The organism is Variovorax sp. GW458-11-26-14-LB1 (genome assembly GCF_059423965.1).
Genome location: NZ_JBWKYW010000007.1, coordinates 129,842 through 156,207, shown reverse-complemented (window position 1 = coordinate 156,207; position 26,366 = coordinate 129,842). Strand labels below are relative to the sequence as shown.

Annotated in this window: 21 protein-coding genes; 5 read left to right on the top strand and 16 right to left on the bottom strand. The window is 66.8% G+C overall.

Annotated elements, in window-relative coordinates:
* Positions 1-188 precede the first annotated feature (188 nt).
* Positions 189-1,439, top strand: coding sequence for an MFS transporter (locus AC07YS_RS07640; protein ID WP_495268440.1), 1,251 nt, complete (start codon positions 189-191; stop codon positions 1,437-1,439).
* 195 nt (positions 1,440-1,634) lie between these two features.
* On the opposite strand, the gene AC07YS_RS07635 is transcribed toward AC07YS_RS07640, so the two are convergent.
* From AC07YS_RS07635 to AC07YS_RS07610, 6 genes are all read right to left on the bottom strand, one after another.
* The gene (locus AC07YS_RS07635) at positions 1,635-2,930 is read right to left on the bottom strand and encodes a porin (protein ID WP_495268439.1); all 1,296 of its coding nucleotides are present in this window, start codon (positions 2,928-2,930) and stop codon (positions 1,635-1,637) included.
* A 73-nt stretch (positions 2,931-3,003) separates the two neighbouring features.
* Positions 3,004-4,617, bottom strand: a complete 1,614-nt coding sequence (locus AC07YS_RS07630) for a class I adenylate-forming enzyme family protein (RefSeq protein WP_495268438.1) — start codon at positions 4,615-4,617, stop codon at positions 3,004-3,006.
* 1 nt (position 4,618) lies between these two features.
* Entirely contained in the window at positions 4,619-5,617 is a 999-nt protein-coding gene (locus tag AC07YS_RS07625) for a Bug family tripartite tricarboxylate transporter substrate binding protein (protein WP_495268437.1), read from the bottom strand.
* Entirely contained in the window at positions 5,614-6,855 is a 1,242-nt protein-coding gene (locus tag AC07YS_RS07620) for a thiolase family protein (RefSeq protein ID WP_495268436.1), read from the bottom strand. Before AC07YS_RS07620 ends, AC07YS_RS07625 begins: the two co-directional genes overlap by 4 nt.
* Before the next feature lies 1 nt (position 6,856).
* Positions 6,857-7,834, bottom strand: a complete 978-nt coding sequence (locus AC07YS_RS07615; protein WP_495275709.1) for a fumarylacetoacetate hydrolase family protein — start codon at positions 7,832-7,834, stop codon at positions 6,857-6,859.
* A gap of 21 nt (positions 7,835-7,855) precedes the next feature.
* Positions 7,856-8,656, bottom strand: coding sequence for a cyclase family protein (locus tag AC07YS_RS07610; protein WP_070061241.1), 801 nt, complete (start codon positions 8,654-8,656; stop codon positions 7,856-7,858).
* A 95-nt stretch (positions 8,657-8,751) separates the two neighbouring features.
* On the opposite strand from AC07YS_RS07610, the gene AC07YS_RS07605 reads away from it, so the two are divergent.
* Positions 8,752-9,438 (top strand): TetR/AcrR family transcriptional regulator, encoded by a 687-nt coding sequence (locus AC07YS_RS07605; RefSeq protein ID WP_495268434.1) that lies wholly within the window; start codon positions 8,752-8,754, stop codon positions 9,436-9,438.
* Between the two features lie 206 nt (positions 9,439-9,644).
* Here the strand turns inward: AC07YS_RS07605 and AC07YS_RS07600 are convergent, their stop codons facing one another.
* The 4 genes from AC07YS_RS07600 to AC07YS_RS07585 all read right to left on the bottom strand — a co-directional run bounded on the left by AC07YS_RS07600 (position 9,645) and on the right by AC07YS_RS07585 (position 13,810).
* A complete protein-coding gene (locus AC07YS_RS07600; protein ID WP_495268433.1) occupies positions 9,645-10,004 on the bottom strand; it encodes a hypothetical protein in 360 nt (119 codons plus the stop codon).
* Positions 10,005-10,565: 561 nt separating this feature from the next.
* A complete protein-coding gene (locus AC07YS_RS07595) occupies positions 10,566-10,757 on the bottom strand; it encodes a hypothetical protein (protein WP_495268432.1) in 192 nt (63 codons plus the stop codon).
* Positions 10,758-11,101: 344 nt separating this feature from the next.
* Complete coding sequence (gene ggt / locus AC07YS_RS07590; protein WP_495268431.1) at positions 11,102-12,733, bottom strand: gamma-glutamyltransferase; 1,632 nt, start codon at positions 12,731-12,733, stop codon at positions 11,102-11,104.
* A gap of 90 nt (positions 12,734-12,823) precedes the next feature.
* Complete coding sequence (locus AC07YS_RS07585) at positions 12,824-13,810, bottom strand: Bug family tripartite tricarboxylate transporter substrate binding protein (protein ID WP_095745927.1); 987 nt, start codon at positions 13,808-13,810, stop codon at positions 12,824-12,826.
* Positions 13,811-13,913: 103 nt separating this feature from the next.
* Here AC07YS_RS07585 and AC07YS_RS07580 point away from each other — a divergent pair, with 103 nt between their 5' ends.
* Positions 13,914-14,882 carry a LysR family transcriptional regulator gene (locus AC07YS_RS07580; protein WP_492727618.1) on the top strand — a complete coding sequence of 323 codons (969 nt, stop codon included), beginning with the start codon at positions 13,914-13,916 and terminating at the stop codon, positions 14,880-14,882.
* A gap of 21 nt (positions 14,883-14,903) precedes the next feature.
* On the opposite strand, the gene lhpI is transcribed toward AC07YS_RS07580, so the two are convergent.
* From lhpI to AC07YS_RS07565, 3 genes are read right to left on the bottom strand one after another with little or no spacing between them, the layout of a single operon-like run.
* A complete protein-coding gene (lhpI, locus tag AC07YS_RS07575; RefSeq protein ID WP_495268430.1) occupies positions 14,904-15,848 on the bottom strand; it encodes a bifunctional Delta(1)-pyrroline-2-carboxylate/Delta(1)-piperideine-2-carboxylate reductase in 945 nt (314 codons plus the stop codon).
* Positions 15,849-15,888: 40 nt separating this feature from the next.
* Positions 15,889-19,356 (bottom strand): molybdopterin-dependent oxidoreductase, encoded by a 3,468-nt coding sequence (locus AC07YS_RS07570; protein ID WP_495268429.1) that lies wholly within the window; start codon positions 19,354-19,356, stop codon positions 15,889-15,891.
* A gap of 16 nt (positions 19,357-19,372) precedes the next feature.
* Complete coding sequence (locus AC07YS_RS07565) at positions 19,373-20,851, bottom strand: short-chain fatty acid transporter (protein ID WP_495268428.1); 1,479 nt, start codon at positions 20,849-20,851, stop codon at positions 19,373-19,375.
* A 136-nt stretch (positions 20,852-20,987) separates the two neighbouring features.
* Here AC07YS_RS07565 and AC07YS_RS07560 point away from each other — a divergent pair, with 136 nt between their 5' ends.
* Positions 20,988-21,929, top strand: coding sequence for a LysR family transcriptional regulator (locus AC07YS_RS07560; RefSeq protein WP_495268427.1), 942 nt, complete (start codon positions 20,988-20,990; stop codon positions 21,927-21,929).
* A gap of 278 nt (positions 21,930-22,207) precedes the next feature.
* Here AC07YS_RS07560 and AC07YS_RS07555 read toward each other — a convergent pair whose 3' ends face one another.
* From AC07YS_RS07555 to AC07YS_RS07545, 3 genes are read right to left on the bottom strand one after another with little or no spacing between them, the layout of a single operon-like run.
* A complete protein-coding gene (locus tag AC07YS_RS07555) occupies positions 22,208-23,434 on the bottom strand; it encodes a class I SAM-dependent methyltransferase (protein WP_495268426.1) in 1,227 nt (408 codons plus the stop codon).
* Entirely contained in the window at positions 23,431-24,219 is a 789-nt protein-coding gene (locus tag AC07YS_RS07550) for a DUF1365 domain-containing protein (protein WP_495268425.1), read from the bottom strand. Before AC07YS_RS07550 ends, AC07YS_RS07555 begins: the two co-directional genes overlap by 4 nt.
* Positions 24,216-25,601, bottom strand: a complete 1,386-nt coding sequence (locus tag AC07YS_RS07545; protein WP_495268424.1) for an NAD(P)/FAD-dependent oxidoreductase — start codon at positions 25,599-25,601, stop codon at positions 24,216-24,218. Before AC07YS_RS07545 ends, AC07YS_RS07550 begins: the two co-directional genes overlap by 4 nt.
* 186 nt (positions 25,602-25,787) lie before the next feature.
* On the opposite strand from AC07YS_RS07545, the gene AC07YS_RS07540 reads away from it, so the two are divergent.
* On the top strand, positions 25,788-26,366 hold the full coding sequence (locus tag AC07YS_RS07540) for a sigma-70 family RNA polymerase sigma factor (RefSeq protein WP_495268470.1): 579 nt from the start codon (positions 25,788-25,790) through the stop codon (positions 26,364-26,366).

Sequence of the window (26,366 nt, the reverse complement as noted above, 5' to 3'; positions counted from 1 at the left end):
AGGGTAACTACCAATGTGCGATGGAATGCCTATAAATATATTTATAAACATTATGCGTACACCATAAAGGGCGGCGCATTCCTGGAGTTCTGTCATTGAAGAAAAAGGAAACTGCTGTGGACGCTACCTCCGTCTCATCCCTCGCGCGGCCTTCGGCCGGCGCCCATTCCCTCTCGGACCACGACCGCATGCACCGCAAGATCGCATGGCGGTTGGTGCCGTTCCTGGTGTTCCTGTTCCTGCTGGCGTGGATCGACCGCGTCAACGTGGGCTTCGCCAAGCTGCAGATGCTGCAGGACCTGCAGTTCAGCGAGGCGGTCTACGGGCTGGGCGCCGGCATCTTCTTCATCGGCTACTTCCTGTTCGAGGTGCCGAGCAACCTGCTGCTGCAGAAGATCGGTGCGCGCAAGACGCTCGCGCGCATCACGATCCTCTGGGGCCTCACGTCGATGGCGATGGTCTACGTGGAAACGCCCACGTCCTTCTATGTGCTGCGCTTCCTGCTCGGCGCATTCGAGGCCGGATTTTTCCCGGGCGTGATGCTGTACCTGACGTACTGGGTGCCGGCGCATCGTCGCGGCAAGATCAACGGCCTCTTCATGACCTCGTTTGCCATCGCGGGCGTCGTCGGCGGGCCGCTCGCAGGGCTGATCATGAGCGGCATGGAAGGCGTCGCGCCGTTTCGAAACTGGCAGTGGCTCTTCTTGCTCGAAGGCATTCCTTCGGTGCTTGCCGGCTTCGCGGTGCTGGCCTGGCTACCGGACCGGCCCCAATCCGCACGCTGGCTGACCGAGGTCGAGAAGCACGCGCTGGCCGCCGAACTGCAGAAGGAGAACACCGACGCCCCCAAGCAATCGAGCTTCGGCCGGGCGTTGCGCAACCCCATGCTGTGGCTGTGCACCGCCGCCTATTTCTGCATCGTGAGCGGCAACGCCACCATTGCGTTCTGGACGCCCTCGATCGTCAAGGAGCTGGGCGTGAAGGGCACGCTGAACATCGGCCTGCTGTCGGCCATTCCGTTCATTCTGGGAACGGTCGCGATGGTGCTCAACGGCATGCATTCGGATGCCACCGGTGAGCGGCGGCGGCACTGCGCCTATGCGACGCTGATTGCCGGCGTCGGGCTTGTGGCCACCGGTGTGTTGATCGAGCAACCTGTGCTCGCCATGGTCGCGTTGAGCTTTGCGACCATCGGCATCCTCGCCGCCTTTCCCGTGTTCTGGTCGATCCCCGCTTCCTTTCTCACGGGCACCGCTGCGGCGGGTGGCATCGCTTTCATCAACTCGGTCGGCAACCTGGCGGGGTTCGCTGCGCCCTTCACGATGGGGTGGCTGAAGACGTCGACGGGAAGCGTGGCCGCGGGCCTCTATGCGGTCGCGGGATTGGAAATCATCGCGACGCTCGTGCTGTTGTATGCGATGCGCAATCGAGCACGCTAGACAGTGGTGCATCGCTCCTCCTGAATCCTTGCCGTTGCACCGCGTGCGCCTTGTGAGTCAAAGAGCGTTGCCCTTCCGGGGCGGAAGAGACGGCCCCTGTGCGGGCCTTCCCTTTGCCCGGCAAGCGCGCAGTGCCGCAGTACTCGAAAGTTCAGGGCCGACGACCGGAAAGGTCCGCAGCGCGAGTCAGTGCCCTCAGAAGGCGTGCCGAATGCCCATGTCGTAGCCGGTGGTGCTCGAGGGGACATAAGGTGCGCTGATCCCGGCAATGCCGTTCGCAAACCTCACCCCGCCTCCGGGACTGATGGCCATCGCTGCATTCACGGACCCGTTCCACTTCATCTTGGTTCGCGCAACAGTGGCATAGAGCGCGGTGCGCTTTGACAGGTTGTACACATAGCCGACGGCGAACTTCGCGATCCTGGCATCGTTGTCTTGCGCCCATGCAGCGGGATTCAAGGCATTCACTGCATGAGGAGATGCATAGTTCACGCGCGAATAGGACGCACGGATCAATCCAGGCCCGACCGGGGCCGTGATGCCGATCAAGCCACCGGTGTACTTCCCATTGCTCTCGTTCCTGAAGGGATATGGAATGCCGCCGATGTTGGCTACGTTCATCTTGCTGCGCTCATCCCTGATCTGCGACAACTGGCCGAACAATTTGAAGACATCGAAATCGTAGGAGACCCCAGCGTTGAGGATCTTCAAACGGTCCTTGTCGAATCCGCCGAGATCGTCCTTGGTGTCTTCCTGGTAGGCGATGGCCAGGTTGAGGGGGCCACGTTGATAGCCGAACCGCCCCCCGACGTTTCGCCCTCCCTTGCTCGGACTGTGGCTCACGCCACTCTGCTTCGGGTTCTCATGCAGCGAGTACATGACCTGGCCGTAGAACCCGCCAAGATGGCCCGGCAGGAAATAGCCGACGCTGTTGGAGGCGCGAACGTAGTTGTCAAAGGGCATCAGGTTCGCGGGCGACTTTCCGTGGCTGGTGGTGAGCCCCGTGCCGATCGGATTCCATAGGTTCGCGCCAACCCCGACCGTGCCAAAGGGATCGAAGACCGTCAGATTCCAATAGGTCGGCACGTAGTCGCGGCCGAGGCGCACTTCGCCAAACGGCCCCGACAGGCTGACCGTCGAGCGGCGGTCGAAAACGCCAAGCCCCTGGGCTCCGTCGTCCGGTGTGAGTGTGGATTCCAGCCAGAAGCCTGCAGCAAGCCCGCCGCCCAGATCCTCCTGTCCGCGAATGCCCAAGAGAGAAGGGGTGTGCGCGCCCGACGCGAGCTTCGTGCCGCCTTGCGAGATGGATGCCGGCGCTGCCAGGGACCACCAAGGCAGGCCTGCGGGCAGCACGCTCTTGGTCTGGTAGTGGCTCACCGAGATGTCAATGACGCCGAAGAGCGTCACAGAAGACTGCGCCCAGCTCGAAGGCCCGATGAACAGCGATGCAAGTGAGATGGGAAGAAAAAGCTTACGCCCGTGGTTGTGCATGAATGTCTCCTTCGTTGTTGTTGATTGCGCAGGGGAAAAACGGCCTGCCGCCGCCTGCGCCCAGGTCTTGTGTCTAGGCTGAGGGCGCCTCGAACACGGTCGCGACCGCCCCGTCGCGCAGCCATTCCTCCAGAACCCGCGCCAACGGCTTTTCCGACGCGGTCTTGGGGATCGCTTCGATGGCCATCAGCCGCCCGGGAAGGGCGTTCTTCGACAGCGTCTCGCGCAAACGCGCATGGAGCACCGAAAGGTCCAGGTCGGCGTGATGGGGGACGACGGCTGCGACGACATCGCGTTCACCAGGCGCCCCCGAGGCCGCTGCCGTGCCGAACACAAACGCATCGCGGACCAGTCCGGTGTCCGCGATGGCTTTCTCGATCTGCGCCGGGTCGATGAATTCGCCGTTGCGGCGAATGCCATGGCCGCGGCGGTGCTCGAAGTAGAGCCAGCCGTGCGCATCGGCGCGCACGATGTCGCCGGTCCAGAGCCAACCATCCTTGCCTTTGCTCTGCGAGGCCTGCGGGTCTTCGAAGTACGCGATGTCGAAGGGCGCGCCGCTGGCCGGCCGGAACGCCAGTTCGCCAGGCGTGCCCGCAGGCGCATCGCTGCCGTCTTCGGCGACGATGCGGATGGAGAACGCCGGGTGCGGGCGGCCGATGCTGCCGATCGGACCTTTCCCGAAAGGGTTGACCGTCAGCCCGCCTTCGGCGGTGCCGTAGAACTCCAGAACATGGACGCCGAAGCGCTGCTCGAAGTCACGCCAGATGGCCTGCGGCATGCCCGCGGCGACGACGAAGCGCACGGCATGATCCCGATCGCCGGGCGACGGCGGCTCGCAATAGACAGCGGTGGTCATGCCGCCCAGCAAGGTGAAGGCGGTGCACCGGTGCCGACGCACGATCTCCCACAACCGCGACTTGGTGAAGCGGCGCGAGATGACACAGGCGATCCCGAGCCTCAGGGCTGCACCCAGCGTGACCAACTGGGCATTGGCGTGCGTCAGCGACAGGCCGGAGTAGAGGCGATCGTCGCCGGTGTAGCCGAAGGCGGAGGCCGCCAGTGCCGCCGTGTCGACGAAGCGGCGGTGGGTGATCACGATCCCCTTCGGCTCTCCGGTCGTGCCGGAGGTGAAGAGAATCTGCATGGGGTCATCGGGATCGACGGGCGTGAAGTGTGCCGAGGGGAGGCCTGCCTGTGTGTGGCGGGCCAGCAGTTGCGCGTAGTCCAGCGCTTCGCAGGCGCGCGGCGCATCTGCCGCAAGTTCGCCCGAGATGACGCGCACGACCCAGCGAAGGTGGGTGGCGCGCGGTCGAATCTGCGCGACCGCAGCGGCGGCATAGTCCGCGGCGATCACACCCACGCAGTGCGTGCGATCGATCAGTGCGGCGAGCCTGTCGCCTTGCGCCCGCGCATCGATCGGTACCAGCACCGCCCCGAGGTGCGCGGCCGCCACCATGGCTTCGACGAACTCGGGGTGGTTCGCCATCACCAGCGCGATGGCGTCGCCACGTCGGATGCCCAGGCCTTGCAGAGCCCGGGCCAGCGCCAGGCCGTTCTCGTGCAGTTGCAGGAAGCTGCGCTGCTGCTCGGGCAAGGCCGGGCCCGCCTCGAACGTGAGGGCGATCGCATGGGGACGCGTGCGTGCGTGATGGCCGACGAGATCGGCCAGGGTCTTGAAATCCGTCATGTCAGTCCGCCTTGATGCCCGTCTTGTCGATCAGGGCCTTCCATTGCGCCGTCTCTTGCGCCGTCAGCGCAGCCAGTTCGGCCGGCGTCGAGCCCTCGGGTGTCAGGCCGAGTTGCAACAGATGGCTTCGGAATGCGTCGCTCTTCAGGATCTCCTGCACCTCGGCGTTGAGTCGCGTGATGACCGGCGCGGGCGTGCCCGCCGGTGCCCACAGGGCGTTCCAGCCGCTCAGCTCGAATCCGGGCAGGGTCTCCCGGACCGTCGGCACCTGCGGCAGGACGGAGAGTCGCGCGGGCGTGGTCACCGCCAAGGCCTTGACGCGGCCGCCGCGAACGAGTGCCAGCGCCGAGGCCTGGGGCTCGAGCCGGACCTGCACGCGCCCCGCCATCAGCTCGGTGTTGGCATTGGCGCCACTGCGGTAGGGCACATGCAGCAGATCGATGCCGCACTGCGCCTTGATCAGTTCCATGCCCAGGTGGAAAGCACTGCCGTTGCCGGTGGAGGCATAGGCCAGCTTACCGGGCTCGCGCTTCGCCAGGGCGATCAGCGACGGAAGGTCGGAGGCCGGCAGGCCGCTGTGGGCGAGCAGCACATACCCGCCGCGCGCGACCAGGCTGATCGGCGCCATGTCCCTGGCCGGGTTGTAGGGCAGCCGCGGGTAGAGGTGCGGGTTCATCGTCGCCACCTGGTTCATGGCGTAGAGCAGCGTGTGCCCGTCGGCGGGCGCCTTGAGCGCCTTGTCGGTGCCGATGATCCCCGAGGCCCCCGGCATGCCTTCCACATAGACCGGGTTCGACAGGCGCGCCGACAACGCGTCGGCGATCAGACGAGCCACGATCTCGGGTGCGCTGCCGGTGGTTGCGGGCACGATGACCTGGATCGGTTTGGACGGCCAGGCCGCGGTGGCGGCTCTGGCAGCGTTGCCGGCAAGGCCGGACAAGCCCAGGGCGATCGATTGCCCGAGGAGAGTGCGTCTGGAATACATGGTGGCGTGCTTCATCCGTGTTGTGCAGCCCGTTCAAGAATGGTGATGGTCGCGGCCGCTTCCTCATGGCCCAGGAAGCCGCCGCCGTTCTCGGCGAGGGCAAGGCGCGCATTGGCCACCTGTCGCCCGCCGGCCTCGCCGCGCAATTGCAGGACGAGCTCATGGATCTGCATCAGGCCGGTGGCGCCGATGGGATGCCCCTTCGACTCCAGTCCCCCCGAGGGGTTGACGGGCCGGCGGCCGCCCAGCGCGGTATGGCCTTGCTCCGCGAGCCATCCGCCCTGGCCGGGCTCGCACAAGCCCAGGTGTTCGCACTGGGCGATCTCACCGAACGCCGTGGCGTCATGGACTTCGCTCACGTCGATGTCTTCGGGCCCGACGCCGGCCTCTGCGTAGGCGCGCAGTGCGGCGCGGCGGCTGATGGGCGTCTCGCGTCCATCGACGCGGTCCGATCCGCTGACGAGAACACTGGCCCGCACGCGCACCGCGCGCTTCGCATCGAAGCGCTCCAGGGCGTCCTCGCGCACGATCAACGCCGCAGCCGCGCCATCGCCGATCGGCGCGCACATCGGCAGAGTCAGGGGCCAGGTGATGGCGCGCGCCGCGAGCACCTCGTCGACCGAAATCGCGACGCGATGCTGGGCCAACGGGTTGTGCACGGAGTGGCTGTGGTTCTTGGCGGCCACAAGGGCCAGCTGCCGCTGCGTGGTGCCGTGGCGTGCCATGTGCGCGCGGGCCAGGGCCGCATAGATGTCCATGAAGACGCTGCGTTGCTGTGCGACGGCGGCTTGTGTGGGGCCCTCACCAGCTTGTTGTGCAAGAAAGCGCAGCAGTGCCTCAGGCCTTTCGGCGTCATGGGCGCCATCGAAGATGGAAAAGGTGCGGGCCTTGTCCGGGTGCGACAGCTTCTCCGCCCCCACCGCCAATGCGACGTCACACAGTCCGGCGCGCAGATGGGCGCAGGCGAGGTAGAAGGCGGTCGAAGCACTGGCACACGCGTTCTCGACGTTGATGATCGGAATGCCATCCAATCCCGCCTCGCGCAGCGCCACCTGACCACCGATCATGTGCTGCCCCTGCAGCAGCGACTGGCCGACGTTGGCAAAGAACGCCGCACCCACCTGGTCGGCCGTCGCACCAGCGTCGGCCAGGGCGAGATCGATGGCCTGGCGCGTCATCGCGCGCAGCGGAACATCCGCGAAGCGGCCCGTGGGCGTGCTGCCCACGCCCACGATGTACAGCGGAACCGTCATCTCAGGCCTTCGCTGCCGCGGCGGGCACTGCCGTGCGGCGGATCCGGTTGCGCAGCGTGCCAATGCCCTGCGCCTCGAGTTCGATGACATCGCCATCGCGCAGCAGGCGGCCGGTCTCCACGCCGCAGCCACCTTCGAAGGTGCCCGAGGCGAAGAGTTCGCCAGGGTGCAGCGTGCACGAGCGACTGGCATAGCTCACGATGTCCTCGAAGGTCAGCTGCATGTCGACGGTGCTGCGGGTGGTCTGTACGACGCCGTTGAGCCTCGACTGCACCTGCAGCTGATAGAGGTCGGGGATCTCGTCCAGCGTGGCGATGCAGGGGCCGATGGCATAGGCGCCGTCGAAGTCCTTGCTCTTGCCGGCCGGACTGCCTTCAGCCACTTGCGTATCCCGCGCGGTGAAGTCGTTGAACAGCGTGACCCCGAAGATGTGGTCGCGTGCTCGCGACACGGGGATGTCCTTGCCACCCACGCCGATGACGACGGCCAGTTCGAGTTCGTAGTCCAGCGATTCGGCGAAACCCGGCCAGGCGATCTCGGCATCCGGCCCGGTCATGTTGAGCGGATTGCCGGTGTAGAAGCGAGGCACGGTGAACCAGTTCGGGGGCAGCTCGAGCGAGCCATCGGCTTGTGCGGCGGCCATGGCGGCCTCCGGGTCGGCTGTTCGGGCGGCCAGTTGCTCGGCGCGTCGCCGCAGGAAGAACCTGGGGTGCTCGATCATGGTTCCCCAGTCCCGGATCAGCGGCGGATTGGGCAGCGGGGGAAGCAACGCGGCGCCGGCCAGGGAGTCTGCAGCGCCGCCGTGCTTGGCGATCTGCGCACGCGCAAGGTCCCAGGATGCAGGGCCTGCGCGCAGGAAAGCCAACGCAGAGCCGAAGGCCTCTTCGCCGGGGTGGCAGGCAGTGAGGTCCAGCACGCCGTCGACGCCGATGAGGGCACCGAGGCGAGGTGCGTCAAAGCCCTCACGCACGAAAGTCACGATACGCATTGAAGTCGCTCCTCAGTTGGACAGGAAGGCCACGGCACGGGCGGGGGCGGCGCTGGCGCGTGCCAGCTTCAACGGGAAGAAGCCCACGTGGAAGCCGCGAAGCGGCAAGGCGCCGAGGTTGCACAGTTGCTGGACGATGAAGGCCTCCTTCTCGCGGATCGCCTTGTGGCCGTCCCACAGCTGCTGCTTGTCGCCCGTTTCCTTGAAGGCCTGGGCCATCACGGCGAAGGGACGGTCCCAGCCGACCGCATCCGTGCCGAGCACGGTGGCCCCTTGCTCTGACAGGAACAGCGTGCCTTCGCGGCTCATCCCCGGGTACTGAAAGAAGGCCGGCTCGCCCAGGCGATATCGCTCCTGTCCGGTCCTGATCAGCACGGCGTCGCCGGGACGGATGGGCTCGCCCACTGCGGACAACGCCTGGCGAAGCGCATCGACGGGGATGGCCTGCCCAGGCTGTGCCCAAGGGCGCACATCGAGCACCTTGCCGGGGCAGAAGAGCTCGTTCAGTTCGACCTGGTCGATGGTGCGTGAGGTTCGCCCCTCGCAGGTCGATCCGCTGTGCAGCGGTGCGTCCACGTGCGTGCCGCAATGCGACGACATATCGTTGAGCACCTCCGAACCCCAACCCTCGCCGTCGGGCAAGTCGTCGTGGCTGCAGCCGAAGAAGTGGCAGAAGCGGTCGCGGCCGTCCGGCGTCGCCGGGTGGGAATAGTCCACCCGGGGCGCCACCACGCCCGCGGCGGCGGCCATGGCGGGAGGAAGCAGATCGCGGTCGTGCGGGTCCAGCGTCGAGGACAGATCGATCAATCTCATGAAGTCTCCTTTAAGTCATACGTGCGTATAAATATACAACTGTATGATTTCAAGGATTGGCTGTCAACGAACTTCAATACCTCGCCACTTCCCTCATGCCCAAGCCCACCGCAGCGAAAACCGCCGTCTCTTCGAAGCGGCAGGCGCTTTCCGACACCACCGCAAACCAGATCCTCGACGCCGCCGAGGCCCTGTTTGCTGCACATGGCTACGGGGGCACCAGCATGCGAGCGATCGCGGAGCGGGCCAACGCCAACCTGGGAGCCTTCCACTACTACTGGGGATCGAAGCAGGCGCTGTGCAAGGCCGTGCTGGAGCGCCGCCTTGGGCCGGTGATGAAGGAGCGCAAGGAGCGCCTGGATGCATTCGAGGGTCGGAGGGTCCCGTTGCGAGAAATCCTGCGGGCCTCCATGGCGCCCTCACTGCTTGTCGCGGGAGCCAGTGTCCAGGAGCGCGAGTCGTTCCGTGCGTTCTACGGCCGCATGCTGATGGACCCTGCCGATGAAGTGCATGCGCTGACAGCATCCATCGTGGACGATTTCGCGCGCCGCTTCGTGGATGTCGTAAGCCACGAGCTTCCTCACTTGAGCAGCGAAGAGTTCTACTGGCGCGTCATCTTCGTCTACGGCGCCTTCTTCTATGCGCACAGCACGCACACGCGGGTGCAGGCGCTGTGGCCCGAGAAGCTGCAGGAGACCAGCATCGAGGCCGGTGTCGACTACCTGGTGAACTTCATCGAGGCGGGCCTCAAGGCAAAGCCGGCGCCCAGGTCCGCGGGTTGACGGGCCACCTGACAGACAAGCGTCTGGTGGGGGGCAGCACTGAGATACGTGATTCGAAGTTCCGGTCGCGCTGGCGGCCATGGCACTGCTCGTCCGAAACAAGAGGCCGGAGCGCCAATAACAGGACCCCTCACGAACACCGGCCGCAGTGATCGAGATCGAAAGCGACCCGATCAAATGACGCTCAGGAAATGCGACTTCGTTCTCTACGCCGCGTCTTCCGGCATGCCATCAGCACCAAATGCGACACCGCGCTCTTCCAGCTTCTCGCGCGCGGCGTGGTGCACCACGCCGCGTTTGCGCGTGTCGGACTCCAGCAGCCTGCGCAACGTGGCCTGGCCGACATTGGCATTGCGCACCACTTCCATGCGGACGCCCCAGAACTTGTCATTCGCAAAACGATCCAGGATCTCTTCGTCTGCATCCGGGTTCATGGCCGCCACGGCGCGTATGGCCTGATTGGGATCAGTCAAGAAGGGCTCGAGCTCAACCGCATCGGACGCTCCACTGGCAGCGATGTAACGAAGCGCCTCTGCAGCTTTCTGTTCTGTTGTCTTTTTGACCATTGCATTCTCAAAGTGATGAAGCTCACCTAGCTTCTCATGCGCAATGGTTGATGCATCCGAATTCCGGCTTCCCGGGTCGGATATGCGGCCATGGATCCCGCAAGAATCCTCGCGACCTGTGGGGGGACGAAACGACTTTTCTCCAGCTTTCGGCTCAAGCCGGCAACGGGTGCGCAGCCAGTGTCAACGGGGCGGCAGGGATGCCGCCAACATCGGGCCATGAGGCATGCCGGGAAAGACGAGGTACTGCGCACGCACGCCTGTGCGGTCGAGTCGCCCCGCCAGGTCCCGGCCAGCCTGCGGTGGCACGGCGGCACGCTGGCGTCGCAGGCGTTCGGCGCGCGCCGCGCTGACACCTGCAGGAGGTGGCGCGGCAGGACTCTCGCCTTCGGTCGAGGCGCCTTGCATGAACAACAGCATGGTCTCGCGCCCCGCCGGCAGGGGGCGGGGTGTTCGGCCTCGCGCAGGATGAAGCCGTCCTGCCACCACAACGAGGTGGCCGCCGCCGCGTAGCGCGAGAAGAACTGCGGCCGGTGCAACAACGCGTGCAGCGCGAACAAATCACCGTATGAGTGTCCCGCACAGCGTGCGGCGTCGCGGATCCAGCGGTGCGCGCGCCGCCAGGGCCGGCACCGCTTGAGAGACGATGAAGTCGAGAAAATGATCGGCGCCGCCGCCTGGTCGGCCAGGTTCCTCATCGTCCCAGGTCGGACCGTCCGCGCGCACCGACGGCGTGTAGTCATAGGCGCGCATTGCCACGTCGAAACGCAGATCGCTGTCGGGGCCGATGGCCGGATCATCGGCGCGTCGCCGCGAGCGCTCAGTGCATCGAGCTGTGCATTGCCGAGCGAGCAGGCAGCAGTTGCTGCGATCGCACAGGAAGTTTCAGGTCAAAGGGAGTTCTAATGCGGTCTACGACAGGCCGTTCTACGGACTTGCCTGTCGGGATCGTCCTTCAAGCAGGCATCGGCGGCCCCCGAGTCCGGCGGCGGAAATCGCTGCAAAGCAGACAAGCGCGACTGGCTACATGCAAAGAAGGCGGGATGAGAATGAGCTTCTCACAAGCCACACAGTCGATAGCTGAAAACGGTGACCGATCAGTGCGCAGGATCCATGCGCAGCCGGTACGCCACGCCATCGCGGCCGGGGTCGGCGCCGCCGTGCAGGCCATCGGCCTGTACCTGCACGCCGTGCACCCAGCCGATGGTGTAGTTGTACGGGTTCCGGCCAATGGCGTAACCCTGTGCTTCCAGCGCGCGTGTGGTGGAACGCGGAATGCGGTTGCACACGTCGATGGCGTTGCTGGTGGACGAGAAGCGAGGTGCCGACACGGCTGCCTGCATCTCCATGCCGTGATCGATCACGTTGAGCAGCACCTGCAGCACGCCCATGGCGATCTGCGTGCCCCCCGGGGCGCCGAGCACCACGTCGAGCTCACCGTCCTTGAAGGTCATGGTGGGGCAGGACGAGGTGAAGCGGCTCTTGCCCGGCTGGATGCTGCCGGCGCGGCCCGGACGCGGGTCGAACACGCCCATGCAACCGTTGTACAGAAAACCCATGCCCGGGGTGATGATGCCCGAGGGCATGGCCAGCGAGTGGGTCAGGGACACGGCGTTGCCGTCGGCGTCCACCACGCTCAGGTGGGTGGTGTCGCGCGGCACGGGCGCGCCAGGGTTCACGCGCTCCACGTTGAAGCGATGGCCCGTGCGGATCTGCTCGGCCACTTCCCGGGCCATGTCCTTGGACAGGAGCTGATCCAGCGGCACATCGAAGAACTTCGGGTCGCCGATGCAGCGGTCCTTGTCGATGGTCGCCTTCTTCATGGCCTCGCACACCCGCTGCAGATAGGCGGGGCTGTTGTGCTCCAGACTCGCCAGATCGAAGTGCTCGAGGATGTTGAGCATCTCCAGCAGCATGGCGCCGCCGCCCGGGGGCTGGTTGGTCGTGATGGTGCGGTCGCGGTAGCTGCCCACCAGCGGCGGGTTGCGCTGCACCTGATACCGGGCCAGGTCGTCGAGCGTGATCAGCGCCCCCAGCGACTGCAGGTGCGTCACCATCTTTTGCGCCAGGTCGCCCTGGTAGAACGGGCGCGCACCTTCTTCGGCAATCTGGCGCAGCACCGCAGCCATGCCTTCGTTGCGCAGCGGCGCACCGATGGGCTTGGGGCGGCCATCGGGGCGGCAGTACAGCTGGCGGCTTTCCTCGCAGTACTGCAGCCGCTCCAGGTTGCCGACGCGCCCCATAGTGGGTTCGTCGATCCAGAAGGCGTGCATGCCGGGTCGCACAAAGTAGCCGTCCGCGGCCCAGCGGATGGCGGGCTCCACCACCTGCCGCCACGGCAGGCGGCCGTGTGTTTGGTGCATGGCCTCCAGGCCCTTGAGCGTGGCCGGCGTGCCGATGGACTGGGGGCCGATGTCGTTGACGCGGCCCTTGAGGATGAAACCGAAGCCGTCCTTGGTCTCGCCCTCCAGCAGGTGCTCCCACATGTTTTCCCTGGCCGCCAGCGGCGCGGGCGAGTGGAAGTCGAAATATTCATGCACCTGGGCGCCCGGCAGGTACACGGCGGCGGTGCCGAAACCTGCGATGCCGCACATCAGCGGATCGACCACGGTCTGGGCCAGTGCGGTGGCCACGGCGGCATCCACCGCGTTACCGCCTGCGCGCAGGATGTCGATGCCGGACTCGGCGGCCTCCGGCTGCGGGCAGACCACCATTGCTTCTTTTTTCATGAGGTGTGATGACGAACCCCTTGCTGCATCGGCGATACGGCAAGGGGTGAAGATGGAAGAAAAGGGGGCGGTGCTTGTGCGGTCGCCGGCTTACTTGGCGCTGAGGTTCAGTGCCCCGAGCGTGGGCCCCCAGGCCTTGGCGTCACGCGCCGCCGTTTCCATGACCAGCGCGGAAGGGCCGGACATGGGGATCACGCCCATGCTTTTGAGCTTGGCCTGCACGTCGGGACTCTGGTGGAAGGCCGCCGTCGCCTTGTTGAGCTTTTCCACAACGTCGGCCGGCGTGCCGGCGCGTGCCACCACGGCACTCCAGCCCATGTTGTCAAAGCCCTTCACACCCAGCTCACCCAGGGTGGGTACATCGGGCAGCTCAGGGGTGCGTTGCGGCGACAACACGGCCAGTGGATTGAGCTTGTGGTTCTTGATGTGGGGCAGGGCGGTGCCATACACCGGTGCCATCACTTCGGTTTGCCCGCCAATGGTGGCCAGGATGCCGTCGGCCTCGCCCTTGTAAGGGATGTGGGTCATCGAAATGCCCAGGGCATTGGACACGAGCTCGACAGCCAGATGGGTGGAGTTGCCCAGGCCGGCGGACGCGAAGTTCAGCTTGCCGGGTGCCGCCTTGGCTTTTTCTGTCAGATCCTTGAGCGTCTTGATGCCCGTGGCCGGGTTGGCCGACAGCACGAACGGCACCGTCGTCAGCATGGTCACGCCAACGAAATCCTTCTCGGGGTTGTAGGGCAGTGGCTTGTAGGTGAACTGATTGAGCACCATCAGCGACACGCTGCCCAGCAGCAAGGTGTAGCCATCGGCGGGCGCATTCAGCGCGTTCTGTGCGGCAATGAGGCCGCCCGCACCGGGCTTGTTCTCCACCACGATGGTGGCGCCAATGGCCTTGCCTGCGTGTTCAGCCCACATGCGCGCGATCGTGTCGCTGCTGCCGCCCGGGGCCTGCGACACGATCAGGCGCACGGGACGACTGGGGTAGGAGGCTTGCGCGAACACGGTGGTGGCCGTGGCGGCTGCGACCGCGACACCCATCAGGATCTTGTAGACGTTCGTGATTGCTTTGGGCACAGGGATTCCTCAGAGGGTCTGTCATGGAAGATGAAGTAATTTTCATGACAACCCCTGCCATCTGCCTAGTGAAAATGCAAAATGGATGCATGAAGGTTTACTCATGATCGAGCGTTCGGAAGGCCTGTCATGGGCACGAGGCATCAAGGTCCGGCATCTGGAGTCCTTTCTGGTGCTGGACGAGGCGGGCACGCTGACCGAAGCGGCGGCGCGGCTGCACATGACGCAATCTGCCATGTCGCACTGGCTGGCAGAGCTCGAACGCGTGGCGGGCACGCCGCTGGTGGTGCGCGGGCGCAAGGTGCAGCTGACGCCTGCCGGGCATCTGCTCAAACGCCTGGCCATCACGGTGCTGGGCGATATCGCCCGCACCGGCCTCGAAATGCATGCGGTGGCTGCGGGACGCGTGCCGCGACTGAACGTGGGCAGCGTCTGGGCAGGCATCGCCGGCGGCCTGCCCGAAGCCGTGACCGCCTTCCAGCAGCGCCATGCCGATGTGGCCGTGTCCATCCACGACGGCCTGTTCGACGACCTGCTCAAAGGCCTGGACACGCGTGCCATGGATGCCGTGATCGGCGTTCTGGATGCGCGGGCGCACCAGCCGCAACTGGCGCATCACGTGCTCTTCGACGACCAGGTGAGCATCGTCATCGGCCAGGGCAGCAAACACTGGAACAACGACCAGCCGCTCGGCTTTGCGGATGTGTTGCGCGAGCAATGGGTGATGCCGCCCCTTGGCACGCTCACCCGCATCCAGATGGATGCCTACCTCATCGAGCAACAGGCATCGTGGCTGGTGCCCAAGGCAGAAACCGCCTCGTTGGCCATGATGCAGGCGCTGCTGCAAAAGGGCGACTATGTCGGCGTGTGTGCGGAATCCATGGCGGACTACATGGCCTCGCTGGGGCTGTTCCGCAAGGTCGCCGTCGATTCGAACATCCGCTTCGGCCCCATCACCGTGGTGTGGAACCGCGAGCACGTCTCGGCCACGCTCATGGATTTCATTGCCTGCCTGAAGGCGCATGCGCGGGGCTTGCCTGCCGCACACGTGCAGGAGGCGCCCAGCGCTTAGCGGCCCGCCAAGGCAAGTGTCTCAGGTCGAATCGGAAGCTTCGTAGACCACCACTGCCGCGGCCAGGTCCTCCAAGGCGGTGCCCACGGCCTTGAAGACGGTCCGCCCGTCACCATCGGCGCGTCCCTTGATCCGGCCCGTGGCCAGGTCGGCCAACTCCCCTGCCACATCGTCGGCGGCGAACACGCCGCGCGACATGGGCCCGAGCAATTCGCCACTCTTTTGCAACGCCTCTTGTGTATCAACAAACAGACGTGCACCCGCAAAGCAGGCATCGTCTGCTTCGCGCATCTGCGGCGTGAAACTGCCGATCAGGTCGAGGTGGCTGCGAGGCCGCAGCCACGCGCCCTGCACCACCGGCTGCGTGGCGAGCGTGGCACAGCTCACGATGTCGACGTCGTTCACCGCGTGGGCAAGGTCCGGCGCAACGGCCGCCTCGATGTTCTGCGCGCACAGCCGCGCAGCGAGTGCCTTCGCCGCAGATTCGTCGCGGTCCCACACCACCACGCGTTCGATCGGACGCACGGCGCGGTAGGCCTCGGGAATCAGACTGCCGACACGTCCGCAGCCGACGACCAGCAGGCTGCGCGCATCGGCAGGCGCGAGATAGGACGCGGCCAGGGCCGAGGCGGCCGCGGTGCGGCGCGACGTGATCTCGTTGCCGTCGATCTGCGCCAGCGGCTCGCCCGTGCTTGCGTCGTACAGCACATAGGTCGAGAACAGTCCGGGAAGGCCGCGCCGCGCGTTGTCCGGAAAGATGGTCACGGTCTTGATGCCCAGGTAGCGGTCGCGCTGCCACGCCGGCATGACCAGCACGGTGCGGGGTGAGGTATCCGTTTCGGCCTGGAGCGAATGCGTGTGCCGCAGAGGCACCTCGCAGCCAGCGATGAACATCTCCCGAAGGGCCGGGATCAGGCGGTCGAAGGGCAATGCACGGCGGGTGCTTTCGGTATCGATGATTTTCATGAGGTCGCGAATGGAATCAGGTGAATGAAAGTGCCGGCCGTCATGCCTCGAGCACCACGTCTTCGAGCGGGATGGCCTGGCAGGCAAGGCACACGGCCGGGTCTTCCGGTTCGCTGCCGTGCAGATGGCGCACCTTGCCGCTCAGCACGCGCACCGCACAGCTCTCGCACTGGCCCACACGGCAGCCGCTGGCCATCTGCACGCCGAGCGATTCGCCAAAGGTCAGTAACGTGCCCTGCCGGGGCGTCCACGTCGCGGGGGCGCGGCCCGAGCGCGCAAAGTTGACGGTGAAGCGCTGGTCGCCGTCGGTGGGCGGCGTGGTGGGCGAGCGGAAGACCTCGCTGAAGATGTCGAAGCGCGGAACGCCCCGCGCCACGAGGCCGGCGGTCACCGCGTCCATCATGGCCGGCGGTCCGCACAGGTAGAAACGGGCGCGCTGCGCGATCAACGCGTCGTCCACCACGCTCGCGTCGATGAAGCGATCCGACTGGTAGTCGATGCCCTGACGCTCCTGCGGCTGTGGTACGTTGTAGTGGTCGACAACCTGCAACTGCGGCAGCCGCGCGCAGTGCTGCGCAATGCGCTCGCGAAACGCGTGGGTCGTGCCGTTCTGGTTGGCGTAGTAGAGCCAGATGGCCGGCCCCTGCGCGCCGTCGGGCAGCGATTCGAGCAGGCTGATGAAGGGCGTGATGCCGATGCCGCCCGCGAAAAAGACCAGCGGCTGCGGCGAGTGGCGCGGCAGCACGAAGCCGCCGGACGGCGCCCGCAGCGAGAGGGTGTCACCGACCTTCAACGCGCGGTGCAGATGGCTCGACACGCGCCCCTCGTGCGGCGTGCCGTCGGCCGAGCGGCCGCGCTGGTGGCGCACGGCCACGCTGTAGCTGCGCCGGCCCGGCACCTCGGCCGCGCCCGTGAGCGAGTAGGCGCGCGTGACCTGCGTGCCATCGTCCAGATGCAATTGCATCTCGATGTGCTGACCGGGTCGGTAATCGGGCAGTTCGCCGCCGTCGACTGGCTCGAAGTGGATGCCCAGCACGCCGTCGGCCTCGGGCCTCAGCGCGCTGACGCGGAAGGGGCGGTAGCCGGACCACTTGCGCTGCCGCACCTCTGTGGCCGGGTCGCGTTCGATGTCGCAGAGAAACGAGCGATGCGGCACCGAGCAGCTCACCGGGTCGCAACTGTCGGCGGATATCAGCGCGTTGAAGTTGCTGCCCAACGCGCCTTCAATCGGCAGGCCGTCGCGGTCGAGCTCGGGGCAGCTCTGCCACCAGCCGAACTCGGCCACGATGACGTCGTCCGCCAGTTGGGGCGTGACGCGGGCGACGAAGCGGGCCTCACCCACGCGCGTGCGGATGCGCATCCAGTCGCCGTCCACGATGCCCTTGGCGGCCGCGAGCGCGGGGCTCAATTCGGCCACCGGATCGGGCGCGCGCTTGCGCAGCGAGGCCAGACTGCGGTGCTGGCTGTGGCAATAGAAGCCGTTCTTGGCCGAACTCAGCACATAGGGAAAGCGGCCCTGGCGCGTGGCCTTCGCATCGCGCGGCGTGTCTGCCGGTTCGACGAAGGTGGCGACCGGCGGCTGGCCGTGGCGCAGCAGGGTTTCGGAATAGAGCTCGACGCGGCGCGTCGGGGTGTCGAAGCCGCGCACGCCGGTGGGCGTGGCGCGGGCGTACTTCTGCTCGCTCGCGTCGATGGCGCAGGCCATGCCTTCGGGCCGGGCACGCAACTGGTCGACCGTGAGGCCGAGCGGCTCGAGCATGTGGTTCCAGCCCGCGTCGAGGCTGCCGCCGAAGAAGTCGTCGCCCATGCCCAAGCGAACGGCCAGGTCGAACAGCACGTCGTTGTCGGCGCGCGATTCACCGCGTGGCGTCACCATGCGCTGGCGCAACTGCACCCAGCCGGCCGCACGGTCGTCGATCTCGAAGCCGATGCGCAGGCCCTCGCGTTCCCAGGGTGTATTGACCGGCAGCAGGATGTCGGCGTACCGGGCGGCGGGTGTTTCGAACAAGTCGCAGTGCACGTGGAATTCGAGCTGCGACAGCGCCCGGTGCGCGAGCGCCGTGTCGGCCTGCGATACGGGCAGGTTGGTGCCGAAGGCCATCATCGCGCGCACCTTGTAAGGCTCGCCTTCGAGAATCGCGCGGTAGGTGTCGCGCGCCGTCACCCAGCCGTGCGCGGGAGGGCCGATCGGGCGCTGCGCCAGACCGAGGGCCTTGGCGCGCTGCGCGTCGGGCAGCAGTGAGAGCGAGTTGACGGCGTTGACGCGCGGACCGACGCGAACGCGGTTCGCGCCGATGCGGTCGAAGCTGCCGCACAGCGCATACAACGTGGCGACTGCACGCTCGGCTTGCGTCGCGTTGGTGTGCTGGCCGATGCCAGTCCAGGCGTGATAGGCCACGCGGCGGCAAGTGCCGAAGAGGTCGGCGACTGCGTGCAACGAAGCTTCAGCAACGCCGGTGATGCGTTCGACATTCGGCGGTGTGTAGGCCGCGCAGCCCTGGGCCAGCAGTTCGAACGCTGGCGCGCACGACAAGCGATGCGCGCCCACGTCGACCTCCACCGCGCCGCGCAGGCGGAAGTGGGCGGCGTCCTGGGTTTGCGCCGCCTGCTCGGTGTCGTAAGGCACCGCGCGGTTCAGTGCGTCGTTCCACGCCATGAAGCGGTTGCTTTGGCCTTCGGGCCACAGGTCCTGCTCGCGCAGGAAGTGTCCGTTGTCGCCGCGCACCAGCAGCGGGGCATTGGTCCATGCGCGCACGAAACCTTCGTCGAAGCGCGCGTCCGCGATCAGCAGGTGGACCAGCCCCAGCGCCAGTGCCGCATCGGTGCCGGGCCGTACGGGCAGCCAGGTGTCAGCCTGCCGTGCGAGCGCCGTGGGGCGCGGATCGATCACCACCATCTTCGCCCCGTTCGCGCGGCCTCGGCCGATCGCGTTGGCCTGCGCCAGCCAGGTGTTCGCTGGGTTGTGCCCCCACAGCACGATCAGTTCGGCCTGCGCGTAGTCGGCCGCAGGCATCCCGCAGCCGAAGGTGAAGGCGTGCGCGAAGTCCTTGTGCCAGTTGCAGACCTCGGTCGCGTAGCAGATGTTGGGACTGCCAAAGAGGCGCACGAAGCGCTCGATCCAATCGATGCTGTCCGTCAATGGCGTGCCGCTGGGCGTGGTCACAGCGAACACCACCGACTCGGCACCGCTCTCGGCCTTGATGGCACTCAGGCGCTTGGCGGTCTCGGCCAGTGCCTCGTCCCAGCCAATGCGCACCCAGCCCGGATCCGCTTCGGTCTTGGGCCTCGTGCGGCGCATCGGGTAGCGCAGACGGTGCGGGCTGTGCACGAGCTCGGGCGCGGCCTTGCCCTTCATGCACATCGCCTGGCCGGTGGGGTGCGAGGCGTCGGGCCTCACCGACACCAGCATGTCGTCACGCACCTCGTTGAGCGTGCCGCAGCGCGAACGGCAGAGCGTGCAGTAGCCCTGCCTGGTTTGCGTGGGCGCCGTCGTCGTCATCACTTGCATCCGGAATCTGCGCGGCTCAAGGCATCACCGGCGCGACATAGCTCAGCGTGCGCCCGAAGGCCCAGAGCATGAAGAGCACCAGCGGCGCATGCACCAGCAATTGCAGGAAGGTAAAGCCCACGATGTCGCGTGCCTTCAGCGACAGCACGCCCAGCAGCGGCAGCATCCAGAACGGGTTGATCAGGTTGGGCAGCGCCTCGGCCGCGTTGTAGACCTGCACGGCCCAGCCCAGGTGGACCTTCAGGTCGTTGGCCGCTTGCATGACGTAGGGCGCCTCGATGATCCACTTGCCGCCACCCGAAGGAATGAAGAAGCCCAGCACGGCGGAATACGCGCCCATCACCACGGCGAAGCTGTCGACGCTGGAAATGCTCACGAACAGGTGCGCGACGCGGTCCGACAGCGTGATGCCTGCGTCGCCCTTGGCGCTGGTCAGCATGGCCGCGATGGCACCGTACAACGGGAACTGGATGATCACGCCCGCCGTCGACGGCACTGAGCGCGACACCGCGTCGAGAAAGCTGCGCGGGCGCCAGTGCAGCAGCAGCCCGATCATGAGGAACAGCAGGTTGTAGGTGTTGAGGCCCGAGATCGCGATCAGAGGGCTCTTGGCCATGAACTCCTGCGCCAGCCAGCCGAAGCCCAGCGCGCACAGGAGCAGCGTGAGCAGCGGACTGCGCTCGAACCACTCGCCGGGGCGGCGCTCGGCGGACTCGGCGGAAGCGGGATTGGCTTCCGTGAGGTCCACGCCCAGGTCCTGCGCCGTGACCGCGTGCTTCGCGTCAGGCGCCGACCACAGCGCGATGGCCACCGACACGACCATCAACACCAGCGCCATGGCGACCGACTGCCACAGGAAGATGGTCTGGCTGAACGGGATCACGCCGGTGATGTCCAGAATGCTCTTGGGCAGGCTGCTGGCGTTGGCCTGCAACTGCGCCGCCGACGAACTGAGCCCCAACGCCCAGGTCGCGCCCATGCCGAGATAGGCCGCTGCACCGCCGGCGCGGTAGTCCATGCGCAGGTCGAGGCGGCCGGCCAGCGCGCGCACATAGAGCGCGCTGAAGATCAGCGAAATGCCCCAGTTGAAGAGCGACAGGATCATGCTGATCGCCGCCACGTACGCGATAGCCTGGCGCCCCGACACGGGCAGTGCGGCCAGCTTGCGGATGAGTCGCGCAGCCGGCGGCGAGGTCGCCACCACGTAGCCGCCGACGGCCACCAGCGCCATCTGCATCGTGAAAACAATGAGGCTCCAGAAGCCGTCGCCGAAAGACTTGGCCACCGCTTGCGGGCTCGACCCGTTCAGGAGCGCGGCGCCCGCGACCACCACCACGGCGATGGCCGCGAACACGAAAGCGTCGGGAAACCAGCGCTCGGCCCAGGCGGTGAAGCGCAGGCCCAGGCGGCTCAACAGCCCGGCATCGGTCGAGGCCTCTTGGGGTACAGGAGGGTGGGCGCCGTGTCCGGCGGAAGTGTGTGATGTCGATGGCATGGGGGTCTCCTGCTACTGCTGCTGGAACGGTGGGCGTCCTCGTCACACGCCTGACATGGCGTGCTGCCCGGATGTTAGGAATTGCCATCGACAATTCATAATCTCTATTTTCAATAGAGAGATATAGGATGTATCTATGTCGATAACGATCAAGCAGCTGCAGCACTTCGTGGCCGCAGCGCACACGGGGCAGGTGTCCCGCGCAGCCCAGCGCTGCTATGTGAGTCAGCCGTCGCTGACCACTTCGCTCAAGAACCTGGAGTCGACGCTGAAGGTGCAGCTCTTTACGCGACACTCCGACGGGCTAAGGCTGACCGTGCAGGGCGAGGGCTTCCTTCGGCATGCGGAGCACATGCTGCATACGCTCGATGCGGCGGTAGAGGAGACGCGCAACTCGGTGTCCTCGGTCGAGGGGCGGGTGCAGATCGCCATCACCGACACCGTGTCCGAATACATGCTGCCCAAGATCATCGGCGCGATGCGCAGGCAACTGCCGCTGGTCGAATTCGAGCCCGTGGAGCGCAACCGGCTCGAGATCGAGAACGGCTTGCGCAGCGGCGAATTCGACCTGGCCGTGGTCCTGGTGTCGAACCTCTCTCGCGCGCCGGACATCCGCCGCGAGAACCTGCTGAAGTCGGCGCGCCGCCTGTGGACTTCGTTCGACCATCCGCTGGTGGCGCAGAAATCGGTGTCGCTGCGCGAGATCGCGCAGATGCCCTTCGTGCTGCTGGACATGGACGAGCACGTGGACACCGTGGGCCGCTATTGGAGCGCGATGAAGCTCAAGCCCAAGGTCGTGTTCCGCACCAAATCGATCGAGGCCGTGCGCAGCCTCGTCGCACAGAACGTGGGTGTGACCATCCTGTCGGACCTGGTGTTTCGCCCCTGGTCACACGATGGTGGGCGCATTCGCAGGACGGTGGTGTCGAGCGCGGTGCCCTCGATGGACCTGGGACTGGCTTATCGGCGCGGGGCCGTTCTTTCCGAGGCCACGGCAGCCTCTGCGAGTACCTTGCGGTTGCTGGCCAAGACACTGACGAGAGAATCACAACCGCGGACGGATGACGAGCCGCTGTAGCTTTCGAGTGGGCCGCTTCCTGCGACACGCATGGCAGGCGTGGGGTGAGCGACAGCTACCGGCAGTTGTCACCCAGTCGCCGAAGGCGGGCTTATCGCAAGCCAGAAGAATCGCGTCCAGGACCGCGTCTCTGGCAGCCTCATCGGCATTGTCCCGGCAGGCCGCGCAATACGGGCAGCAGTTGCTGCGTTCGCACAGGATATTTCAGAACAGCCGGAATTGCGGTGTGTCACCCTGTTAAGAAGAAGGAAGGGGGCGGTTCGCACTGCGCCGACCGATCAGGCAGTTCCGGCTTCAGCCACGCGCAACCGGTAGAGGCCGACGTCGACGAGCCCCGCGCGGAAGCCGGCCTCGCAGTAGGAGAGGTAGTAGGTCCACAAGCGCTTGAACGCGGCGTCGAAGCCGAGTGGCTCGATCTGCGGCCAGGCGGCGAGGAACCGGCGCCGCCACTCTGCCAGGGTTCGCGCGTAGTCCTTGCCGAAGCAGTGGGAAGCCTCGATCACCAACCCTGCGCGTTGCGCCTGTTCCCGCAGCACGCGCGGACTGGGCAGCATGCCGCCGGGAAAGATGCAGTGCTGGATGAAATCGGTCCCCTGGCGGTAGCTGTCGAACTGCGCATCGGCGATCGTGATCGCCTGCAGCACCACCACGCCACCGGGCTTGAGGCGCTCGCGCAAGGTGGCGAAGTAGGTGGGCCAGTAGGCCTCGCCGACGGCCTCGATCATCTCGATGGACACGATGCGGTCGAACCGGCCCTGCACGTCGCGGTAGTCCTGCAGCCGCAGGTCGACCCGGTCGGCCACGCCCCAGTCCTGCGCGCGTTCGCGGGCGAAGGCCAGTTGCTCGCTCGACAGCGTGACGCCGGTGACGCGCGCCTCGTGCCGGCGGGCCAGGCTCGCGGCCAGCGTTCCCCAGCCGCAGCCGATCTCGAGCACGTCGCCCCCTTGCGGGGTGTCGAGCATGTCGGCGATGGCAGCGAGGCGACGCGCCTGGGCGGCTTCCAGCGTGTCGTCGTCGGCGTCGCTGAACATCGCGCTCGAGTACAGCATGCTGTCGTCCAGCCAGTGCCGGTAGAACGCGTTGCCCAGGTCGTAGTGGAACGCGATGTTGTGCCGGCTTCCGCGCCGGCTGTTGCTGCGGGTCAGGTGCCGCAGCCGCGCCGCCCAGCGCGCCAGCCCGCGCCCCTTGAGCAGCGATCCCCAGGCCGACTCGTTGGCCAGGCCGAATTCGAACAAGGCCAGCAGGTCGGGACTTTCCCACTCGCCATCGCGGAACGACAGGGCCAGGCCCAGATCGCCTTGCAGCGCCAGGCGCAGCAGCGGGCGCCAGCTCAGCAGGCGCAGGCTCGCGTGCGGCCCGGGTTCGCGGCCGGCCACCTCGATGCATCGGCCGCCCGGAAGGCTCAAGGACAGCCGGCCGAAACGCGTGCGGGCCAGCAGCCGGCGCAGCGGCGAGAAAACCGGAGCGGCATCGAGAGCGGGTGCGGAAGGTGTGGTCAGGCTCATGGGGTCTTGTTCGAAGGAACGATGGTGAGGTCGTGGTCGGGGGCAGCCGGTCGCGGATGCAGCGGCACGCGCTTGATCCACAGACGCAGGGCCTGCCAGTGGATGGCGGCCACCACCTTGAGGGTCAGCAACGGATGCGTGATGAACACGCGCAGCAGCGCCAGGTCGCTCAGGGGGGCGCGTTGGCCGTCGAGCCGCGCGTTGAGCACGGCGCCGGCCGCGTCGTGCACGCTGATTCCGACCGAGACCGCCTCGCCCGGCGGTGCGACGCGGAACCGGTAGTGCAGGTCCATGCCGTTGAAGGGGGAGACGTACATCTGCTTGTCGCAGTGCTGCTCGACGATGGACGCGCCGTCGTCAGCGACGGGGATCAGGTAGCTGTGCCGCTGCCCGAAGGTGTTGTTGACCTCGTACAGCAGCGCCTGCAGCGCGCCGTCGGGTGCATGGCAGAACCAGACGCTGAGCGGGTTGAACACATGGCCGAGCAGCCGCGGCATGGCCAGCAGCCGGATCGCGCCGCCGGTCGCAAGGCCGGCCTCGCGCAGCCGCGCCTCCACCTGGACCCGCAGGTCGCGGCCCGAGCCGTCGCCATGGTCGGCGGCATGGAAGCTGAACAGGTTGAACCGGTCCACCGAGAAGCAGCGCAACCGGGCGTGCAGTTGCGGCAGTTCGCCGATGTCGATCAGCAGGTTGTAGACCCGGTAGCTCAGCCGGTGCCGCTTCGGCCGCAACCGCTGGTGCATGACGCGTCCGATGTAGAGCGCCGAGCCTTCGTGTGCGTTCATGAGGCGACGGTCTGCGCGCCTTGCGGCAGATGGATGCGCCCGGACTCCTGCGCCACGCACCAGGGCCGGCGCACGCCGCCGAGCGCTTCGGCGACGGCCAGGCCGGCCTGCAATCCGTCCTCGTGGAAGCCGGCGCCGAAGTAGGCGCCGCAGAACCAGGTGCGGCGCTGGCCCTGCAGCTGCCACAGCTGGCGCTGCGCGGCCATGGCCGCGGCATCGAACAGCGGGTGGTCGTAGACCTCGGTGCGGATCAGGTGCTCGGGCCGTGGGTCGATCGCCGGGTTCAGGGTCAGGAACAGCGGCTCGGCCGCCGCGCCCTGCGGCAGGTGGGGCTGCAGCCGGTTCATCCAGTAGGTCACCGTCGGGGCCGCTCCGCTGCCGCGCGTGCCGAGGTAGTTCCAGCTCGACCACACGGCGCGCCGCGCCGGCATCAGGGCGGGGTCGCGGTGCAGCACGGCCAGGTTGCGGCTGTAGGGCAGGGCACCGAGCAGGGCACGCTCGGCACCGGTGGGCGCGTCAAGCAGCGCCAGCGAGCGGTCCGCATGGGTGGCCAGGACCACCTGGTCGAAGCGCTCGGGCCACCAGCCGGCGCTCGTGCGAAGCCGCACACCTGCCGGCTCGCGATGCAGTTCGAGCACGGCCCGGTCCAGCTGGATGCGGTCGGCGAAAGGCTGGCTGAGGCGCCGCACGTATTCGCGGCTGCCGCCCACCACCGTGCGCCAGATGGGGCGGCCGCTGATCTGCAGAAGCCCATGGTTCTCGCAGAACCGCACAAAGGCGGCAACCGGATAGCGCCCCACCTGCGCCGCTGGCGTGGACCAGATGGCCGCAGCCATGGGATAGAGGTGGTCGTCGCGAAACGCGCGGCCATAGCCGTGGGCATCCAGGTAGTCGTCGAGCGCCTGGTCGCCTGCGACCTGCGCATCGCGCGGCGCCTCGCGGTAGAACCGCAGCAGGTCGCGCAGCATGGCCCAGAAGCGGGGGCGCGCCAGGTTGCGCTTTTGCGCGAACAAGCCGCCCAGGTCGGTGCCGGCGTATTCGAGCCCGCCGGCGTCCAGGCTCACTGCGAACGACATGTCCGAGGCCGCGGTCGGCACGGCCAGGTGCTGGAACAACGCGGAGAGGTTCGGGTATGCGGGCTCGTTGTAGACGATGAAGCCGGTGTCCACCGGCACCGGGCCTTCCCGGCCCGGCGCGTCCACGGTATGGCTGTGGCCGCCCAGCCGGGGCTCGCTCTCGAACACCGTGACCTCGTGGCGCTGGGACAGCAGCCAGGCGCAGGACAGGCCCGAGATGCCGGTGCCGACGACGGCGATGCGCTGGCCGCCGGGCACCGAAGCAGGCGTCGGCAAGGCGGCAGGCGGGGCGAGAAGTGGCAGCATGGGGAGCCTTTGGCGAGTCTTGCTGCCCTGTACGCAGAAAACGGTCATTTGGATTGCCCGCGTGTCGCTGCGATGATCCGAATGCCGCTCCCTTGCGTATGACAGGACATGGCCGTTGCTCCCGATCCGTCCAACCCCAGTGCGGGCACTCCGTTGCCCCGCAGTCGCCGAGCGTCCATCTTGACCGTGGTCTCCCCCGATTCCCAGCCGTCTCCCCGCGCCGACGAACTCTGGGCCGAGGCGATGGCCGCCGTGGCGCAGCGACAGGACCGGGACGCGTTCGCGCAGTTGTTCTCGCATTTCGCGCCGCGCATCAAGCACTACCTGATGCACAGTGGCAGCCCGGCCATCCAGGCCGAGGAACTGGCCCAGGAAGCCCTGGTCACCGTCTGGCGCAAGGCCGCGCTGTTCGATCCGGCCCGGGCGGCCGCCACGACCTGGATCTTCGCCATCGCGCGGAACCTGCGTGTGGACGCGCTGCGGCGGCGCCAGGGTGTGCAGTCGTCTGTGGACGCGTTCGACTTCGACCTGCTCCCCTCGGATGACCCGGCCGTCGAAGACCAGCTGCACGACGCGCGCCTGAACGAGCGCCTGCGCGGTGCGCTGCGCCTGCTCCCGCCCGAGCAGCAGCAGGTGCTGCATCTTTCCTATTTTGAAGACGCGCCGCATGCCCGCATCGCGGCCCAGCTGTGCATTCCGCTGGGCACGGTGAAGTCGCGCGTGCGCCTGGCGGTCGCCCAACTGCGCCGCCTGCTGGAACATTGA

Excerpts from the sequence above, each read along its gene's own strand:
- AC07YS_RS07640 (WP_495268440.1), top strand. The coding sequence starts at position 189 with ATGCACCGCAAGATCGCATGGCGGTTGGTGCCGTTCCTGGTGTTCCTG.
- AC07YS_RS07635 (WP_495268439.1), bottom strand. The coding sequence starts at position 2,930 with ATGCACAACCACGGGCGTAAGCTTTTTCTTCCCATCTCACTTGCATCG.
- AC07YS_RS07630 (WP_495268438.1), bottom strand. The coding sequence starts at position 4,617 with ATGACGGATTTCAAGACCCTGGCCGATCTCGTCGGCCATCACGCACGC.
- AC07YS_RS07625 (WP_495268437.1), bottom strand. The coding sequence starts at position 5,617 with ATGAAGCACGCCACCATGTATTCCAGACGCACTCTCCTCGGGCAATCG.
- AC07YS_RS07620 (WP_495268436.1), bottom strand. The coding sequence starts at position 6,855 with ATGACGGTTCCGCTGTACATCGTGGGCGTGGGCAGCACGCCCACGGGC.
- AC07YS_RS07610 (WP_070061241.1), bottom strand. The coding sequence starts at position 8,656 with ATGAGATTGATCGATCTGTCCTCGACGCTGGACCCGCACGACCGCGAT.
- AC07YS_RS07605 (WP_495268434.1), top strand. The coding sequence starts at position 8,752 with ATGCCCAAGCCCACCGCAGCGAAAACCGCCGTCTCTTCGAAGCGGCAG.
- AC07YS_RS07600 (WP_495268433.1), bottom strand. The coding sequence starts at position 10,004 with ATGGTCAAAAAGACAACAGAACAGAAAGCTGCAGAGGCGCTTCGTTAC.
- AC07YS_RS07595 (WP_495268432.1), bottom strand. The coding sequence starts at position 10,757 with ATGCGCGCCTATGACTACACGCCGTCGGTGCGCGCGGACGGTCCGACC.
- ggt (WP_495268431.1), bottom strand. The coding sequence starts at position 12,733 with ATGAAAAAAGAAGCAATGGTGGTCTGCCCGCAGCCGGAGGCCGCCGAG.
- AC07YS_RS07580 (WP_492727618.1), top strand. The coding sequence starts at position 13,914 with ATGATCGAGCGTTCGGAAGGCCTGTCATGGGCACGAGGCATCAAGGTC.
- lhpI (WP_495268430.1), bottom strand. The coding sequence starts at position 15,848 with ATGAAAATCATCGATACCGAAAGCACCCGCCGTGCATTGCCCTTCGAC.
- AC07YS_RS07570 (WP_495268429.1), bottom strand. The coding sequence starts at position 19,356 with ATGCAAGTGATGACGACGACGGCGCCCACGCAAACCAGGCAGGGCTAC.
- AC07YS_RS07565 (WP_495268428.1), bottom strand. The coding sequence starts at position 20,851 with ATGCCATCGACATCACACACTTCCGCCGGACACGGCGCCCACCCTCCT.
- AC07YS_RS07560 (WP_495268427.1), top strand. The coding sequence starts at position 20,988 with ATGTCGATAACGATCAAGCAGCTGCAGCACTTCGTGGCCGCAGCGCAC.
- AC07YS_RS07555 (WP_495268426.1), bottom strand. The coding sequence starts at position 23,434 with ATGAGCCTGACCACACCTTCCGCACCCGCTCTCGATGCCGCTCCGGTT.
- AC07YS_RS07550 (WP_495268425.1), bottom strand. The coding sequence starts at position 24,219 with ATGAACGCACACGAAGGCTCGGCGCTCTACATCGGACGCGTCATGCAC.
- AC07YS_RS07545 (WP_495268424.1), bottom strand. The coding sequence starts at position 25,601 with ATGCTGCCACTTCTCGCCCCGCCTGCCGCCTTGCCGACGCCTGCTTCG.